We start from the raw sequence: 16,883 nt of genomic DNA, 5'->3' as shown, positions 1-16,883 counted from the left end.
CCTGACCCGGGTCAGGCGCCCTGTACGGCTCCCTCGGTGGCGCCCGCGATGAAGCCGCGGGCGAAGATGCTGAAGACGACGACCAGCGGGAGCGCCGCCATCAGCACACCGGCCATGACCATGCTGTAGTCGGTGGTGTGGCCGACGTTGAGCTGGGCGAGCTCCACCTGGAGGGTCACGTGCCCGGGGTTGGTGAGCACGACGAGCGGCCAGATGTAGTCGTTCCAGCAGTTGACGAAGGCGTAGATGGCGAGGAACGACAGCGCGGGCCTGATCATCGGCAGTGCGATGTTCCAGTACTGACGGAAGAACCCGGCGCCGTCGATGCGCGCGGCGTCGAGGAGTTCGTCGGGAACGCCGTTCTGGATGTACTGGTGCAACCAGAAGATGCCGAAGGCGTTGGCGAGGGAGGGCAGGGCCAGCGCCTTGAGCATCCCGACCCAGCCGATCTTCGACATGAGGATGAACTGCGGCAGGATCGCCAGCTGCAACGGCAGCATCATGAACAGCAGCAACGTACCGAAGAGCAGTTTGCGCCCGGGGAAGTCGAACTTGGCGAAGGTGAAGGCCGCCAGGGAGTCGATGAACAGCACCAGGACGGTGGTGACGGTCGCGACCATCACCGTGTTGAACATCGACCCGAAGAAATCGATGGTGTTCAGCACATGCCGGATGTTCTCCAGCAGATGGGAGCCGAAGGTGAACTTCGGCGGGCTCTTGTAGATGTCCTGCGTGGTGTTGGTCGCCATGATGATCGTCCACGCGAACGGGAAGACCGAGATCAGGACGGCCACGATGAGGATGATGTGCGCCGTCAGGCCCTTGGGGCGGCGCAGCCGCCTGCCGCCAGTGGCCGGCCGTGCGGTGTCCACAGCCGTCATGGTTTCCTCCCTCGCGTGGTGATGCGCCAGTTGACGGCGACGAGGACGATGATCAGTACGAAGAAGGCCCACACGATGGCCGCGCCGTAGCCGTAGTCGTTGTTGAGGAAGGCCGACTGGTAGAAGTACAGGAGCGTGGTCAGACCCGCCTGGCCCGGGCCGCCGAGGTTGGCGTTGGCGGCGTTGTTGGCGAACAGGACCTGCGGTTCGCTGAAGCTCTGCAGGCCGTTGATGGTCGAGATGATGACCGTGAACAGGATGATCGGCCGCATGATCGGGATCGTGATCTGGAAGAACGTGCGGATCGGGCCCGCACCGTCCATCTTCGCCGCCTCGTAGATCGAGTTCGGGATCGCCTGCAGGCCGGCCAGATAGATGATCATGTTGTAGCCGGTCCACTGCCAGGTCATCAGCAGCGAGATGACCACCTTGATCAGCCACGGGTTGCTCAGCCACGGAACCGGCGAGATGCCGACCACGCCCAGGATGGCGTTGACCAGACCGAAGTTGTTGCTGAACACCGCGCCGAAGAAGATCGCCACGGCGACGATCGAGGTCACGTTAGGCACGTACAGCGCGATGCGGTAGAAGCCCTTGAAGCGGCGCACCGAGTGCAGCAGCGTCGCCAGCATCAGGGCGCCGAACAGGGTCGGCACGGTGGACAGCACCCAGATCACCAGGGTGTTGCGGATCGACAGCCAGAAGACCGGGTCGTCCCACAGGAACTTGAACTGCTGCAGTCCGACGAACTGCATGGTGCCCATGCCGTCCCAGCGCTGGAAGGCAAGGTAGAGCGAGTAGAAGACCGGGAAGAAGGAGAACGCGGCGAAGATCAGGTAGAACGGCGAGATCGCCAGGTACTGCCGCCAGTACGACAGCAGCCCGCGCCGCTTGGGCCGAACGGTGCCCGCGGGCGTGGCGCGCCGTGGGCGGAACCGGGCCGGGCCCGGCCCGCCACGGTGCCGGGGCACCGTGGCGGGACCGGTGACCGGAGGGGACGTCACCTCAGTTCACCCCCTGCCGCCGGGCGATCTGCTTGGCCTGGCTGACCGCGTCCTTCCAGGCGTCGTCGGGCTTCTTGCCCTTGGCCTCGATGTTGGTCAGTTCCGTCTTGTAGGGGGCCATGACGGCGGCGTCGGCCGGGGCCTCGTACCCGACCGGCACGGCCTTGGCGGCCGGCCCGAAGACGTCGATGATCTTCTGTCCGCCGAAGAAGGCGTCGGGGCCCGTCATGGCCGGCATCGTGTAGGCGGCCGGGGCGGCGGGGAAGATGGCGGCGTCGGTGAAGCCGCGGGCGTCGTTGGCGGGGCTGAGGATCCAGCTGATGATCTTGAACGCCTCTTCCGGGTTGCGGCACTGCTTGGGCAGCGCCAGGTAGGAGCCGCCCTGGTTGGCCGGCCCGACGGGCATCGCGCACACCCGCCACTTGCCCTTGGTCTGCGGCGCGGCCTGCTCGATGTCCAGCGCGTGCCAGGCCGCGCCGAGCTCGGTGAGGAGGGTCTTGCCGATGGCGGCGTTCCAGGTGTTGTCGTTGATCTTGGCGTCGAGGCCGAGGGTGTAGGGGCGCACCGACGTGGTCCATGCGGCGCGGATGTGGTCCTGGTCGCCGATGAAGTGGTTGTTCTTGTCGATGAACCGCTGCGTGCCCTGGCCGACGGTCATGTCGAACATGGAGCCGATGTTGTTGACCAGGTAGGTGCCGGGGTTCTTCTTCTGCAGCTCGGTGCCGAGCTGGAAGTAGTCCTCCCAGGTCTTGACCAGCGCGGCGACCTTGGCGGGGTCGGTGGGCACCCCGGCCTTGGCGAAGAAGTCCTCGCGGTAGAAGAGGGCGGTGGGGCCGATGTCGATCGGGAAGCCGATCTGCTTGCCGTCCTTGGTCTGGGCGAGCTTGGTCTTCCAGTCCAGGTACTGGGACGAGATGCTCTTGAAGCCCAGGTCGTTCAGGTCCAGGAAGCGGTTGCCGTTGGGCAGGAAGGACGCGATGTCCTCGCCCTTGATGCCGGTGATGTCCGGCACGGAGGTGCCCGCGGCGAGCGTGGTGGTCAGCTTCTGCTTGAAGTCGCCGCCGATGGAGGCGGTGGTCAGCGTGACCGCGCTGCTGAAGTGGGTCTTCGCCTCCGCCACCACCTTGTCGCTGAGCGCTCCGCCCCAGTACCACAGGGTGAGGTTCTTGCCGTTCTTGGTGCCGCCCGACCCCGAGCTGCCGCCGCAGGCGACGGTCAGTCCGGACGCGGCCGCGGTCAGCGCGGCGGCCTGGAGGAAGCCTCTACGAGAAAGGTCCACGGGTCACTCCTGTTGTTCCTGTTCGTGGTGCTGAGGGGCGTTGGGCAGTGGGGGCGTGGTGCGGGTCAGTGCTGCCGTGCGGGCGGGGTGACCGGTGCGTGGCGCACCGGCGGGCCGACGTCCACCGGGAGGCGGTCGGCCAGGAAGCCGTACGCGCGCCGGAGTCCGGGGTCGGTCAGGGAGCGCCACCAGCGGTCGACGCCGTACCAGCCGGGTGCCGCGAGGGCGCCGCCGTGCTGCTGGACGGACAGGCCGGCCGCGAGGACGGCGAAGCGCAGGCGTTCCTCCAGCGGCCAGCCGCCGAGCGAGGCCGCGACGAAGCTCGCGCCGAAGACGTCACCGGCGCCCGTCGCGTCCAGGACGTCCACCGCGAGGGCCGGGACCTCCGCGTACTCGCCGGTGATCTGGTCGGCGGCCACCGCGCCGTCCCCGCCGCGGGTGACGACCGCCACCGGCACCAGCTCGGACAGGGTGCCGAGCGCGGCGACCGCGCTGTCGGTGCGGGTGTAGGCCATCGCCTCCACCTCGTTCGGGACGAAGGCGTGGCACAGGGCCAGCTGCTCCAGGAGGTCCTTCGACCACTCCTGGGTGGGGTCCCAGCCGACGTCGGCGAAGATCTGTGTGCCGTTCGCGGCGGCCTTGGCGAGCCACTCGCGGGGCTCGGCCTCGAGGTGCACGAGGGCGGTGCGCGCCTCGGGCGGGTCGCCCATCAGCACGTCCTGCGAGTACGGCGGCTCCTGGCCGTGGGTGACGAGGGCGCGGTCGTGGCCGGCCGCCAGTGAGACGGTGACCGGGGTGGCCCAGCCGTCCGCGGTGCGGGAGAGCGAGAGGTCGATGTCCTCCTGGTCGCACAGCACGTCCCGGCAGTACTCGCCGTAGAAGTCGTCGCCGAAGACCGTGGCGAGGGAGGTGCGCAGGCCGAAGCGGGACGCGGCCACCGCGAGGTTCGCGATGCCGCCGGGGCCGCAGCCCATGCCGGCCGTCCAGATCTCCTCGCCCGGCGTCGGCGGCTTGCCGAGCCCGGTGAGGACGAGGTCGTAGAAGAGCAGCCCGGTCAGCAGCACATCGGGCCTGTCGTCGTCCACGGGATGAGCCTCTCGTCAAAACTCGTCAATTTCGATGACGGGAATCGTGCGCTGATCCACGGGATTGGTCAATACCCGAGCAGAACTGAGCATGGATTTGATTGAAGATGACGAGTAGTGTGCACGCCGTGCTGGCAGAACGACGACACCAACTCATCCTGCGGGCCCTGCGCTCCGGTGGTCCCGCGTCCGTGACCGATCTCTCCGAGCAGCTGGGCGTGAGCCCCGCCACGATCAGGCGCGACCTGGTCAAGCTCGAGGAGGACGGGCTGCTCACCCGTGTGCACGGCGGCGCCGTCGTGGAGGAGGGCGACCAGCCCTTCGCCGAGGTCGCCGAGGTGCGCGTGGCCGAGAAGGACGCCATAGCCGAGCGGGCCGCGGCCATGATCGCCGACGGCCAGTCCGTGCTGCTCGACATCGGCACCACCGCCTTCCGGCTGGCCCGCCAGCTGCACGGCCGCCGGCTCACCGTGATCACCAGCAACCTGGTGGTCTACGAGGAGCTCGCCGACGACGAGGGCATCGAACTGGTGCTGCTCGGCGGCATGGTCCGGCGCGAGTACCGCTCCCTGGTCGGCTTCCTCACCGAGGACAACCTGCGCCAGCTGCATGCGGACTGGCTCTTCCTGGGCACCAGTGGAGTACGCCCCGGTGGGCAGGTGATGGACACGACGGTCGTCGAGGTGCCGGTGAAGCGGGCCATGATCAAGGCCAGTGACAAGGTCGTCCTGCTCGCCGACGCCGCCAAGTTCCCGGGTACGGGCATGGCGAAGGTCTGTGGTCCCGAGGACCTGGACGTGGTGGTCACGAACGCCACGGCCGACCCGGCGACCCGCTCCTTTCTCGAGGAGGCGGGCGTCGAAGTGGTCGTGGCAGGAAAGGTACAAGAGTGAAGCTGACGATTCTGGGCGGCGGCGGGTTCCGCGTACCGCTCGTGTACGGCGCCCTCCTGGGCGACCGCGGCGAGGGCAGGGTCACCGAGGTCGTGCTGCACGACCTGGACGCCGGCCGGCTCTCCGCGGTGACCCGGGTCCTCGCCGAGCAGGCCGTCCGTGCCGAGGACGCCCCCGCGGTGACCGCGACGACCGACCTCGACGAGGCCCTGCGCGGCGCCGACTTCGTGTTCTCCGCGATCCGCGTCGGCGGCCTGGAGGGGCGCGCGAACGACGAGCGGGTGGCCCTCGCGGAGGGCGTCCTCGGCCAGGAGACGGTCGGCGCGGGCGGCATCGCCTACGGCCTCAGGACCGTCCCGGTCGCCGTGGACATCGCCCGGCGCGTGGCCCGGCTCGCGCCCGAGGCCTGGGTCATCAACTTCACCAACCCGGCCGGTCTGGTCACCGAGGCCATGTCCCGCCACCTCGGCGACCGCGTCATCGGCATCTGCGACTCGCCGGTCGGCCTCGGCCGCCGCATCGCCCGCGTGCTCGGCGCCGACCCGAAGGAGGCCTGGATCGACTACGTCGGCCTCAACCACCTCGGCTGGGTCCGCGGCCTGCACATCGCCGGCCGCGACGAACTGCCCCGGCTGCTCGCCGACCCCGACCTGCTCGGCTCCTTCGAGGAGGGCAAGCTCTTCGGCACCGACTGGCTCCAGTCCCTCGGCGCGATCCCGAACGAGTACCTGCACTACTACTACTTCAACCGCGAGGCCGTCCGCGCCTACCAGCAGGCCGAGAAGACCCGCGGCGCCTTCCTGCGCGACCAGCAGGCCCGCTTCTACGAGGAGATGCGCGACCCCGGCGCCCAGGCCCTCGCCGCCTGGGACCGCACCCGGGCCGAGCGCGAGGCGACGTACATGGCCGAGAACCGGGAGACCGCGGGCGCCGGCGAGCGCGAGCTCGACGACCTCTCCGGCGGCTACGAGAAGGTCGCCCTCGCCCTGATGCGGGCCATCGCCCGCGACGAACGCACCACCCTGATCCTCAACGTCCGCAACCGCACCACGCTCTCGGTCCTCGACCGCGAGGCGGTCATCGAGGTGCCGTGCCTGGTCGACGCCAACGGTGCGCACCCGGTGTCGGTCGCCCCGCTGCCCGACCACGCCTCCGGCCTGGTCTGCGCGGTCAAGGCCGTCGAGCGCGAGGTGCTCGCCGCCGCCGAGTCCCGGTCGCGCGCGACGGCGGTGAAGGCCTTCGCGCTGCACCCGCTGGTCGACTCCGTGAATGTGGCCCGACGGCTGGTGGAGGGCTACACGGCCGTTCATCCTGGCCTCGACTACCTGAAGTAAGCTCCCGGCGGAAAGCGCTTTCCCCTCCGCCCTCTTCTTGGAGACTTTCATGCACGACGAACGCCGCCGGATCGAAGAGCGCGCCGAGCGCCTCCACACCCAGCGCATCAAGCCCGCGATCTACGCGGCCACCGTCCCCTTCAAGGTGGAGGCCTGGCAGGCCCCCGGCGAGCCGGTCTCCTTCGAGGAGGCCGCGGCAGCGCCGTACGCCCCCTTCGCCATGGGCACCCCCTGGGGCCCGCCGTGGGGTACCACCTGGTTCCGGATGCGCGGACAGGTGCCAGCGGAGTTCGCCGGGAAGCGCGTCGAGGCCGTCATCGACCTCGGCTTCGTCGGCGACTGGCCCGGCAACCAGGCCGAGGCCCTCGTCCACCTCACCGACGGCACCCCGCTCAAGGCCGTCAACCCGCTCAACCAGTACGTGGCGATCGCCAACCCCGCGACCGGCGGCGAGCAGATCGACTACCTGGTCGAGGCGGCCTCCAACCCGGACATCCTGGCCAACAACTTCTCCGAGCCCACCCCCCTCGGCGACGTCCTCACCGCCGGCGACAAGCCGCTGTACACCTTCAAGCGTGCCGACATCGCCGTCCTCGACGAGGAGGTCTGGCACCTCGACCTCGACCTGCAGGTGCTGCGCGAGCTGATGGCGGAGCTCGGCGAGCACGACCCGCGCCGGCACGAGATCCTGCACGCTCTCGACCGCGCCCTCGACCTGCTGGACCTGGACGACGTCTCCGGCTCGGCCACCGCCGTCCGCGAGGCCCTGAGGCCCGTGCTGGCCAAGCCCGCCAACGCCAGCGCCCACATCGTCTCCGGCGTCGGCCACGCGCACATCGACTCGGCGTGGCTGTGGCCCATCCGCGAGACCAAGCGCAAGACCTCCCGCACCTTCTCCAACGTCACCTCGCTGGCCGACGAGTACGAGGAGTTCGTCTTCGCCTGCTCGCAGGCCCAGCAGTACGAGTGGGTGCGTGACAACTACCCGAAGGTCTGGGCCCGCATCCAGGAGTCCGTGAAGAAGGGCCAGTGGGCGCCGGTCGGCGGCATGTGGGTCGAGTCCGACGGCAACCTGCCCGGCGGCGAGGCCATCGCCCGCCAGCTCGTCCACGGCAAGCGGTTCTTCATCGAGCACTTCGGCATCGAGACCAAGGGCGTCTGGCTGCCCGACTCCTTCGGCTACAACGCGGCCTACCCGCAGCTCGCCAAGCTCGCCGGCAACGAGTGGTTCCTCACCCAGAAGATCTCCTGGAACCAGACCAACACCTTCCCCCACCACACCTTCTGGTGGGAGGGCATCGACGGCACCCGCATCTTCACCCACTTCCCGCCCGTCGACACCTACAACGCCCGCTTCAGCGGCGAGGAGATGTCCCGCGCGGTCCGCAACTACGCCGAGAAGGGCAACGGCACCCGCTCCCTCGCGCCCTTCGGCTGGGGCGACGGCGGCGGCGGCCCCACCCGCGAGATCATGGAGCGGGCGCGCCGGCTCGCCGACCTGGAGGGCTCGCCCAAGGTCGTCGTCGAGCACCCGGACGAGTTCTTCGCCAAGGCCCGCGAGGAGTACCCGGACGCCCCCGTCTGGGTCGGCGAGCTCTACCTGGAGCTGCACCGCGCCACCTACACCTCCCAGGCCCGCACCAAGCAGGGCAACCGCCGCTCCGAACACCGGCTGCGCGAGGCCGAGCTCTGGGCGACGACGGCCGCGCTGCACGCGCCGGGCTACGCCTACCCGTACGAGAAGCTGGACCGCCTGTGGAAGACGGTGCTGCTGCACCAGTTCCACGACATCCTGCCGGGCTCGTCCATCGCCTGGGTGCACCGCGAGGCGGAGGCCGAGTACGCGCGGGTCGCCGAGGAGCTGGAGGCGCTGACCGCCGAGGCCGTGGCCGCGCTGGGCGCGGGCGGCACCCGGGTGTTCAACACCAGCCCGTTCGACCGCGCCGAGGTCATCCGCACGGCGACGGGCGTGCCGACGTACGTCGAGGTCCCGGCGAACGGCAGCGCGGAGGTCGCGGTGGTCGAACCCCCGGCTCCCGTCACGGTCGACGGCCGGGTGCTCGACAACGGCCTGGTGCGGGTCGAGGTCGCCGAGGACGGCACGCTCTCCTCCGTCCTCGACCTGCGGGCCAACCGTGAGGTCCTGGCCGAGGCGGGCAACCTGCTGCGGCTGCACACCGACCTGCCCAACTACTGGGACGCCTGGGACGTCGACAAGCACTACAAGAACCGCTACACGGACCTGCTGGACACCGACTCCGTGGAGATCGTCGACGAGGACCCGCTGCTCGGTTCGATCCGCGTCACGCGCTCCTTCGGCAAGGGCTCGAAGATCACCCAGACGATCACACTGCGCGCCGGCAGCCCCCGGATCGACTTCGAGACGGACATCGACTGGCACGAGGCGGAGAAGTTCCTCAAGGCCGGCTTCCCCATCGACATCCGCGCCTCGCACTCCTCCGCGGAGATCCAGTTCGGCCACATCCAGCGGCCCACGCACACCAACACCAGCTGGGAATCGGCCCGTTTCGAGGTCTCCGGCCACCGCTGGGTGCACCTCGCCGAGCCCGGCTACGGCGTCGCCGTCATCAACGACTCCACCTACGGCCACGACGTCTCCCGCACGGTCCGCGAGGACGGCGGTACGACCACCACGGTCCGCCTCAGCCTGGTCCGCGCCCCGCGCATCCCGGACCCGGGCGCCGACCAGGGCCGGCACCGCCTCACCTACTCGCTGCTGCCCGGCGCGAGCATCGACGACGCGGTGGCCGAGGGCTACGCCCTCAACCTCCCGCTGCGCGTGGCCGATTCGGCGGGCGCACCGCAGCCGGTCGTCTCCGTGGCCGGCGAGGGCGTCACCGTCGAGGCCGTGAAGTTCGCCGACGACGAGTCCGGTGACGTGGTCGTACGGCTCTACGAGTCCCGCGGCGGCCGCGCGACCGGCGTCCTGCGCACCGGCTTCCCGCTCACCGGCGCCCAGGTCACCGACCTGCTGGAGCGGCCCCTGGAGGACGCGGAAGTCGTTGACGGCGGCGTCCCGGTCACCCTGCGCCCCTTCCAGATCCTGACGCTCCGGCTGCGCAGGAGCTGAACCGATGGCCATGCAACCGTGGTTCACCGACGCCAAGTTGGGCATCTTCGTGCACTGGGGCATCTACGCCGTCGACGGCGTCCAGGAGTCCTGGTCGTTCTACGACGACATCGTGCCGCACGAGCAGTACATGTCCCAGCTGGACCGGTTCACCGGAGCCAAGTACGACCCGAGGGCGTGGGCGGACCTGTTCGCCCGCGCCGGGGCCAGGTACGCGGTGCTCACCAGCCGTCACCACGACGGGGTGGCCCTGTGGGACACCGCGTACGGCGACCTCAACCTCGGCAGGGACTACATCGGTCCCTACGCCGACGCCCTGCGCGAGAAGGGCCTCAAGGTCGGCCTCTACTACTCCCACTCCGACTGGAACCACCCCGACTACGCCTCCACGCGCAAGCCGGGCCGCCCGCCGGAGCAGGAGGACAACCGCTACTCCGAGGTGGCGGCCGAGGACGAGGACCCGGAGGCCTGGGAGAGGTTCATCGCCTACCGCGACGGCCAGATCACGGAGCTCGCCTCCCGCTTCCGCCCCGACCTGATGTGGTTCGACGGCGAGTGGGACCGCAGCGAGGAGCAGTGGCGCATCCCCGAACTCGCCGCGCTCATCCGGTCGTACGTGCCGCACGTCGTCTTCAACGCCCGCATGCTCAGCGAGGGCGACTACGCGACGCCGGAGCAGGGCGCCCCGATCGTGCCGCCGGACGGCCCCTGGGAGCTGTGCCTGACGATCAACGACTCGTGGGGGTACCAGCATCACGACCACAACCACAAGTCGCTCGCCCAGCTGATCCGCTACTTCACCGAGACCATCGGCGCAGGCGGCAACCTGCTGCTCGACGTCGGCCCCATGGAGGACGGCAGCATCCCGCAGCCGCAGGTCGAGCGGCTGGAGGGCCTGGGGAAGTGGATCCGCAAGCACGCGGAGGCGGTGTACGGGACGGTGCGGGGCCTGCCGGCCGGGCACCACTACGGCCCGAGCACCCTCTCCGCCGACCGGCGCACCCTCTACCTCACCCTGTTCGACGTCCCGCGCGCGGAGATCGGCGTCCGGGGCCTGTCGACGGCGGTCCGCAAGGTCACCGTTGTCGGCACCGGCACCGAACTGGGCCACCGGGTGGTCGGCGGTCTGCACGACGCGGTCGGCGTTCTGTGGATCGACCCGCCGGCGGAGACGGACCTCGACCCCTACGCCACCGTGCTGGCCGTCGAGTTGGAGGGGGAGCTGGAGCTGTACCGGGGGTCGGGGCGTTTCTGACGCCCCCTCACAAGTAGCCGTCGCGGCTCTCGTTGCGCTGCCTCCTGGCTTCCCGCCGTCCTCGTACGAGATCGGCCAGGGGAGTCCGGAGCGCGTAGAGGCCCACCAGGGCGCCCGCGATGCCCGCCGCCGTGAACAGCCAGTTCTGCATCGAGGCCAAGCGGTGCGACCAGGTGTCGCGCACGGTCAGACGGACGTCTATCGGCGGGTCGAGGGTCTCCAGGGCACGGTTCGTCCTGCCCTGGTACGTGATGACGGTGAGGTACAGGTCGTAGTCGCCCGGCTCGTCGGCCGCGACGCTCCACTTCCAGTACGCGGATTCCCCTGGCTCGGCGATGGCCTGCTGCTCGGTGGTCTCCATCGACACCTTCACCGCCGGGTTGTCCGAGGACAGGCCGGCGCCCTGCCATCCGCCGACGCGAAAGGCACGGGTCGCCAGGGCGGCCCGCAGGGCGCGGTGTGAGGACTTCTCACCGCGCGCGGTGAGGACGACGTCGTAGGTCAGGTGTCCGCCGACCGGCATCGAGACGTCCGGGGTGTAGGTCAGCGACCCGTCGAAGAGCTGTTTGCGGTCGTTGACGATCGAGGCGCGCAAGTCGGCCTGGCCCAGCCCCGGACCCGCGCTCATGGCGCCGCCTCCGCAGGCGGCGAGGCCGGGTGCGAGGAGGAGCAACAGGCACCAGACGGCCGCGGTCCTCTTCTTCACGCCTGTGCCGCCCCCGATTCGCGTCACCTCGAACCACGGGGTGGCCCCCGCGGCGGGACAAGATTCTTCCCGTCGCGGGGGCCCGCGCGCCAGCCCTTCTTCCGGCCGCCGTCAGCCCGTGAAGCCGGCCGTGGTCGAGGTGAACTGCCAGTTGTTCTGGCTGATCCCGGAGCAGTTGCTCACCACGCCGCCACCCGGGCACGGCCGGTCACGGTTGACCGACCAGAAGGCGAGCCGTGCGATGTGGTGGCTGTTGGCCCAGTCCTTGATCTGGGTCCAGATCGCCGGGGTCGTGTTCTCCTGCTGGTCGGACAGACCGTTCATGCCGGAGATGCCGATGTGGGCGTAGGCGGTCGCGTCGTCCCAGCCGAACGTCGACTTCAGCTTGGCCTTCAGTCCCTCCGCCGCGTTCACGGTGTTGCCGTACATGTCCGAGCCGCCGCCGAAGTCGAACGGCATGATCGTGAAGACGTCGATGTTCGCGCCGAGCGACTGGGCCTGCTCGATGAGCCGGTTGCCGTAGTACGTCGGCCCGGTGGTGGACGTCCCGAAGGTGACGATCGTCCGCAGGCCGGGGTTGTTGGCCTTGACGGTCTTCAGCGCGGTCAGGATCCGCGCCTGCACGGCCTCGTTCTCGGACTCGTCGGTGTTCTCGATGTCCATGTCGACCGCCTTGAGACCGTAGGCGTCGATCACCTTCTGGAGCGCGCCGGCGAGGGCGCTCGCGGAGGAGCAGTTCGCGCCGAGCTTGCTGCCCTGCCAGCCGCCGAACGACGGCACGATGTCACCGCCCGCCGAACGGATCGCGTTGATCGCGCTCTGGTCGGCGCCCCCGGTCAGCGGCCGGCTGCCGTCCCAGGCCGGCGTGCAGCCGCCGGAGTCCAGCACGAAGGCCATGGTGAACCACTTGATGCCGGTCGCGCTCATCACCGTGCTGGGGCTCGGCGGATCGCCCCAGCCCTCGTACAGGTAAGGGGCGGCCTGCTTGAACCCGCTGCCGCCGCCGGACCCGGCGTCCGTCGTGACACTCACGGCGTTGGAGGCCCCCGACACGTTCCCGGCCGCGTCCCGCGCCTTCACCGTGAAGGTGTACGAGGTGCTGGGCGAGAGGCCGCTGACGGTCGCGGACGTGCCGGAGACACTGAGCACGTTGTTCGAGCCGCTGTAGATGTCGTACGCCGTCACTCCGACGTTGTCCGTCGAGGCGTTCCACGACAGCGACACGCTGGACGAGGTCTTGCCGGTGGAGGTGAGACCGGTCGGCGCGGTGGGCGGCTGGGTGTCCGAGCCGCCCCCGCCGCCACCGGGCCCGTCGAGGCTGATGTCGTCGGCGTAGTAGGCACCCTGCGCGTACCAGCCGTGGACGTAGATCGTCGCGCTGGTCTGCGAGGCACCGGTGGTGAAGGAGACGGAGAGCTGGCTGTACGCCGAGGGGGAGGTGGTCCAGGTCGACGCGCCGCCGTCGACGCCGAGGTAGACGTACGAGCCCCGGACCCAACCGCTCAGCGAGTACGTCGTGTTGGGCTGGACGGACACGGTCTGGCTGCACTGCGCGTCGTCGCTGTCCGTCACCGCCCCCTGCAGGGCCTTGGAGCCGCCGTGCACGGGAGAGGACACGACCGAGCCGAGGTTGCCGGTGCAGGTCCAGGGGGACACACTCCCCGACTCGAAGCCGGGGTTGGTCAGGATGTTGGCCGCCTGTGCGGTGCCGGGAAGGGCGATGGCCCCGGCGAGCGCGAGGGCGGCGGAACCGACAAGCGCGAGGATGCGGCGTCTGTGACGCCCGAGTGTGTTGCGCACGCGATCTCCCTGAGGAATGGGGGTGTTCGGGAGTGCAGAGAGAACTGCAGAGGGGTGCGCAACCAAGTTGGTATGGACCAATCCCGCTGTCAAGGAGAACAACAGAATTGGTCCATACCGCTGACGGGTCCGGCGCGTTAGAGCGGCAGTGCCTCCGCCGTGGCCTCGACCGCCGCCACGGGTGCGGGCACCACCGGCAGCAGGGGCTCGGTCTCCTCCACGCGCTGCGCCGGCAGGGAGACTGCTCGCAAGGGGCGCGGCCCGGACACCACCGTGTAGTCCTGCCCGAGGAACGGAGGCGTCATCTCGCCGGGGTCCTCGCCGAGCGCCAACTGCACGGCCGCCCAAGGCGCGTTGACCCCGCACAGCGAGAGCTGGTGCAACCCGCCCGCGGGTCGCGTGTTGACGTCCATCAGCACGGGACGGTCACCGAACATCCGGAACTGGATGTTGGACAGATAGTGCAGACCGAACCCCTCCGCGATCCGCCGCGCCGGCTCCAGCCACTGCTCGTGCAGGGTGAAGCCGCGCCGTCGCCCGTTCTTGGTGCGGCCGATGGCCAGCCGCACCCGGTTGTCGGGCCCGGTGAGGCAGTCCACCGACACCTCCGGCTGCTCGAGCCTCGGCATCACGATCCAGTCGACCGGCTCGTCGGCCTGCATGAGGGCCGCCATCACCAGATCGAGCGAGACGTACGGGCTCGGGAACCCGGTGAGCTGCGCCATCGAGAACGGCTTCCGGGTCACGATCCGGAAGCCCACCCCGCCCGCACCGGACGCCGGCTTGAAGCACGCCTTGTGCCCGTCGGCCTCCAACTCCTCGACCGCGGCGAGCAGTTCGTCCGCCGTCCGGACCCGCCACCACGACGGCACCGGCACCCCGATCGCCTGCACGGCCTCGTAGGCGGTCACCTTGTCCTCGAACACCGCGACGCCCTCCGGCGGCGGCGCCAGCAGTGCCGTACCGACCGCCTCGAAGTCCGCGCGGTGCGCCACGATCGCCGACTGGTGCAACCGCGGCACGAACACGTCGATGTTCCGCCGGGCGCACTGGTCGAGGGCGTACTCCACGTACCCGGCCGGGGACAGGCCCTCCGGCTCCAGGTCGGCCGTGTCGGCGGCGGCCAGCACCGGAGAGTCCGCGTCCCCGTGCGTCGCATGGATCTCGACCGCGCGATCGCTGGGATTTCGCCGCAGCTGATCCATGAAGAACACGTTCTCCGCGTACGTGCGGTTGAGCCAGACGCGTACGCGAGAGACCATGCAGGGCCGTCCTTTCACGGTTCGCGGGCAGGGCTGAGCAGCCCGTGCCCGGGCAGGGGAGTTGGAGGGTCACCAAACCGCCCCTTGCGAAGGGAGTCCATGGCGGTGGTGGTGGGGCGATCATACGGCCTCCGCGGGGCCGCGCGTGCAACGTACGTGTTACGGATTCGCCCGCCGGCCGAGTCGCCCCCGGACGACCGCGGTCCCCGGTGCCGCCTTGTCCGGGCGCCGGGTATGTGTTGTCGTGGTCCTGTCCAGGAACGCGGGTGTACGGAGGGGGCGCGAGGTGACGTCGACGGCCGGTGGTGCCGGGCAGCTGCTGGCCATCAGTGACCTGCACATCGGATACCCCGAGAACCGCGCCCTGGTCGAGGAGATGCGCCCCGGGACCAACGAGGACTGGCTGCTCGTCGCCGGTGACGTCGCGGAGACCGTGGCCGACGTCCGCTGGGCCCTGAAGACCCTGGCGAGCCGCTTCGCCAAGGTGGTCTGGACGCCGGGCAACCACGAGCTGTGGACCCACCCCAAGGACCCCGTCACCCTGCGCGGCGTCGCCCGCTACGAGCACCTCGTCGAGATGTGCCGCGACCTGGGAGTGACGACACCCGAAGACCCGTACCCCGTCTGGGACGGCTTCGGAGGCCCCGTGGCCGTCGCCCCGCTCTTCCTCCTCTACGACTACTCGTTCCTGCCGGCCGGCTGCACCACCAAGGCGCAGGGGCTCGCGTACGCGCACGGCACCGAGATCGTCTGCAACGACGAGTTCCTGCTGCACCCCGACCCCTACCCGACCCGCGAGGCCTGGTGCCGGGCCAGGGTCGCCGAGACCGAACGCCGGCTCGACGCGCTCCCCTCCGACCTGCCCACCGTCCTCGTCAACCACTACCCCCTCGACCGGCACCCCTGCGACGTCCTGTGGCACCCCGAGTTCGCCATGTGGTGCGGTACGGAACTGACCGCCGACTGGCACCGCCGCCACCGCGTCGAGACCATGGTCTACGGCCATCTGCACATCCCGCGGACCACCTGGCACGAGGGCGTCCGCTTCGAGGAGGTGTCCGTCGGCTACCCCCGCGAGTGGCGCAAGCGGCCCGAGCCCCCGGGCCGCCTGCGCCGCATCCTGCCGAGAGAGGGCCGAACCGGGTGATCGAGGAACTGCTGCCGCACGAGGCGGTCGTCGTGGAGGTGCACGGCGACGACGGCACCGAGCCCGCGCCGCTGTACCCCGAGGAGGCGGCGGTCGTCGCCCAGGCCGTGGCCAAGCGGCGCCGCGAGTTCGCCCTCGTGCGCGCCTGTGCCCGCCGCGCCATGGAGAAGCTCGGCGTGCCCCCGAGGCCCCTGCTGCCCGGCGAACGCGGCGCCCCCGACTGGCCGCCCGGCCTGGCGGGCAGCATGACCCACTGCGACGGCTACTGCGCCGCCGCCCTGGTCCGCGCCACCGATCTGGCCTCCCTCGGCATCGACGCCGAACCCCACGCGCCCCTCCCCGACGGCGTCCTCGACGCCGTGGCCCTGCCCGCGGAGGCGGAGCGGCTGCGCCGGCTGGCCGGCGAGCGCCCCGAAGTCCACTGGGACCGGCTCCTGTTCAGCGCCAAGGAGTCCGTCTACAAGGCGTGGTTCCCGCTCACCCGGCGCTGGCTGGACTTCGCCGAGGCCGACATCGAGGTCTTCGTCGACCCCGGAGAGCGGCTGCGGGGCGGTCTCCGCGCCGAACTCCTCGTCCCCGGCCCCCTGGTGGGCGACCGGCGGCTCGGCCACTTCGAGGGCCGCTGGACCGTCGCGCAGGACCTGGTGGCGACGGCCGTGTCGGTGCCGCACAGCGCGGGCTGAGCGGGCCGGGGCGCGGCGGAGCGAGCGTCACGGCTCCGGGCACCAGTTCTGCAGCAACCGGAAGAACTGCTCCTCGTTCCCCGACAGTCCCGCGGCCGCCAGCGCCTGCTCCGCCTCGGCCAGCACCGAGGGCGGCACGAGGGGTGGTCGGGCCGCGCCGCCAGGACCGTCGAAGGCGGCTCGTACGGTGTGCAGCAGCCGCAGATAGGCCTGGACGGCGGTGCGCTCACGATCGGTCAGTACGGCGGTCGGCATCGTCGGCTCTCCCCGTGTCGGCGTCCTCGGTCACGGCCCCGCACGGGGCCCTGACTCCAGCTTGCCGTCCACCACTGACAATCGGTCCCGGCCACCGCTCCTTTCGCCCGCTTAGTGGTCTGCGTCGTAAGTCCTTCGGGGGTTGATCATGCGGCTGGGGCGGCGGAGGATTCTTCTGGGTGATCGGTGGTGTGCCGGTCGAGCCTGG

Annotated in this window: 14 protein-coding genes; 6 read left to right on the top strand and 8 right to left on the bottom strand. The window is 70.2% G+C overall.

Annotation, left to right across the window (positions count from 1 at the left end; translation table 11 throughout):
- Positions 1-11: 11 nt before the first annotated feature.
- The 4 genes from ACIRVK_RS28960 to ACIRVK_RS28945 all read right to left on the bottom strand — a co-directional run bounded on the left by ACIRVK_RS28960 (position 12) and on the right by ACIRVK_RS28945 (position 4,249).
- Entirely contained in the window at positions 12-881 is an 870-nt protein-coding gene (locus ACIRVK_RS28960) for a carbohydrate ABC transporter permease (RefSeq protein ID WP_404252118.1), read from the bottom strand.
- A complete protein-coding gene (locus tag ACIRVK_RS28955) occupies positions 878-1,762 on the bottom strand; it encodes a carbohydrate ABC transporter permease (RefSeq protein ID WP_404252278.1) in 885 nt (294 codons plus the stop codon). The genes ACIRVK_RS28960 and ACIRVK_RS28955 overlap by 4 nt, the downstream gene beginning before the upstream one ends.
- A 124-nt stretch (positions 1,763-1,886) precedes the next feature.
- Entirely contained in the window at positions 1,887-3,164 is a 1,278-nt protein-coding gene (locus tag ACIRVK_RS28950; RefSeq protein ID WP_404252116.1) for an extracellular solute-binding protein, read from the bottom strand.
- Between the two features lie 65 nt (positions 3,165-3,229).
- Positions 3,230-4,249, bottom strand: coding sequence for a carbohydrate kinase family protein (locus ACIRVK_RS28945; protein WP_404252114.1), 1,020 nt, complete (start codon positions 4,247-4,249; stop codon positions 3,230-3,232).
- Between the two features lie 128 nt (positions 4,250-4,377).
- Here ACIRVK_RS28945 and ACIRVK_RS28940 point away from each other — a divergent pair, with 128 nt between their 5' ends.
- The 4 genes from ACIRVK_RS28940 to ACIRVK_RS28925 are packed head-to-tail and all read left to right on the top strand — an operon-like array spanning position 4,378 to position 10,822.
- Entirely contained in the window at positions 4,378-5,142 is a 765-nt protein-coding gene (locus ACIRVK_RS28940; RefSeq protein ID WP_404252276.1) for a DeoR/GlpR family DNA-binding transcription regulator, read from the top strand.
- A complete protein-coding gene (locus tag ACIRVK_RS28935) occupies positions 5,139-6,476 on the top strand; it encodes a 6-phospho-beta-glucosidase (RefSeq protein ID WP_404252112.1) in 1,338 nt (445 codons plus the stop codon). Before ACIRVK_RS28940 ends, ACIRVK_RS28935 begins: the two co-directional genes overlap by 4 nt.
- A gap of 49 nt (positions 6,477-6,525) precedes the next feature.
- Positions 6,526-9,567: an alpha-mannosidase gene (locus ACIRVK_RS28930; protein WP_404252110.1), complete on the top strand. Its 3,042-nt coding sequence runs from the start codon at positions 6,526-6,528 to the stop codon at positions 9,565-9,567.
- A gap of 4 nt (positions 9,568-9,571) precedes the next feature.
- Positions 9,572-10,822: an alpha-L-fucosidase gene (locus tag ACIRVK_RS28925; RefSeq protein ID WP_404252108.1), complete on the top strand. Its 1,251-nt coding sequence runs from the start codon at positions 9,572-9,574 to the stop codon at positions 10,820-10,822.
- 7 nt (positions 10,823-10,829) lie between these two features.
- Here ACIRVK_RS28925 and ACIRVK_RS28920 read toward each other — a convergent pair whose 3' ends face one another.
- The 3 genes from ACIRVK_RS28920 to ACIRVK_RS28910 form a co-directional block, all read right to left on the bottom strand.
- Positions 10,830-11,528, bottom strand: coding sequence for a hypothetical protein (locus tag ACIRVK_RS28920; RefSeq protein ID WP_404252106.1), 699 nt, complete (start codon positions 11,526-11,528; stop codon positions 10,830-10,832).
- Positions 11,529-11,639: 111 nt separating this feature from the next.
- A complete protein-coding gene (locus tag ACIRVK_RS28915; protein ID WP_404252104.1) occupies positions 11,640-13,328 on the bottom strand; it encodes a carbohydrate binding domain-containing protein in 1,689 nt (562 codons plus the stop codon).
- Positions 13,329-13,465: 137 nt separating this feature from the next.
- On the bottom strand, positions 13,466-14,590 hold the full coding sequence (locus ACIRVK_RS28910; RefSeq protein ID WP_404252102.1) for an ATP-grasp domain-containing protein: 1,125 nt from the start codon (positions 14,588-14,590) through the stop codon (positions 13,466-13,468).
- Between the two features lie 286 nt (positions 14,591-14,876).
- Between ACIRVK_RS28910 and ACIRVK_RS28905 the strand changes: the two genes are divergently transcribed.
- Together ACIRVK_RS28905 and ACIRVK_RS28900 are read left to right on the top strand one after the other, a co-directional pair.
- A complete protein-coding gene (locus ACIRVK_RS28905; protein WP_404252100.1) occupies positions 14,877-15,737 on the top strand; it encodes a metallophosphoesterase family protein in 861 nt (286 codons plus the stop codon).
- Positions 15,734-16,420 (top strand): 4'-phosphopantetheinyl transferase, encoded by a 687-nt coding sequence (locus ACIRVK_RS28900; protein WP_404252098.1) that lies wholly within the window; start codon positions 15,734-15,736, stop codon positions 16,418-16,420. Before ACIRVK_RS28905 ends, ACIRVK_RS28900 begins: the two co-directional genes overlap by 4 nt.
- 27 nt (positions 16,421-16,447) lie before the next feature.
- Here ACIRVK_RS28900 and ACIRVK_RS28895 read toward each other — a convergent pair whose 3' ends face one another.
- Complete coding sequence (locus ACIRVK_RS28895; RefSeq protein WP_404252096.1) at positions 16,448-16,675, bottom strand: hypothetical protein; 228 nt, start codon at positions 16,673-16,675, stop codon at positions 16,448-16,450.
- Positions 16,676-16,883: the final 208 nt, after the last annotated feature.

Source organism: Streptomyces sp. NPDC101152 (genome assembly GCF_044768275.1).
Taxonomy (GTDB): domain Bacteria; phylum Actinomycetota; class Actinomycetes; order Streptomycetales; family Streptomycetaceae; genus Streptomyces.
This window is presented reverse-complemented; position numbering and strand designations above follow the sequence as displayed.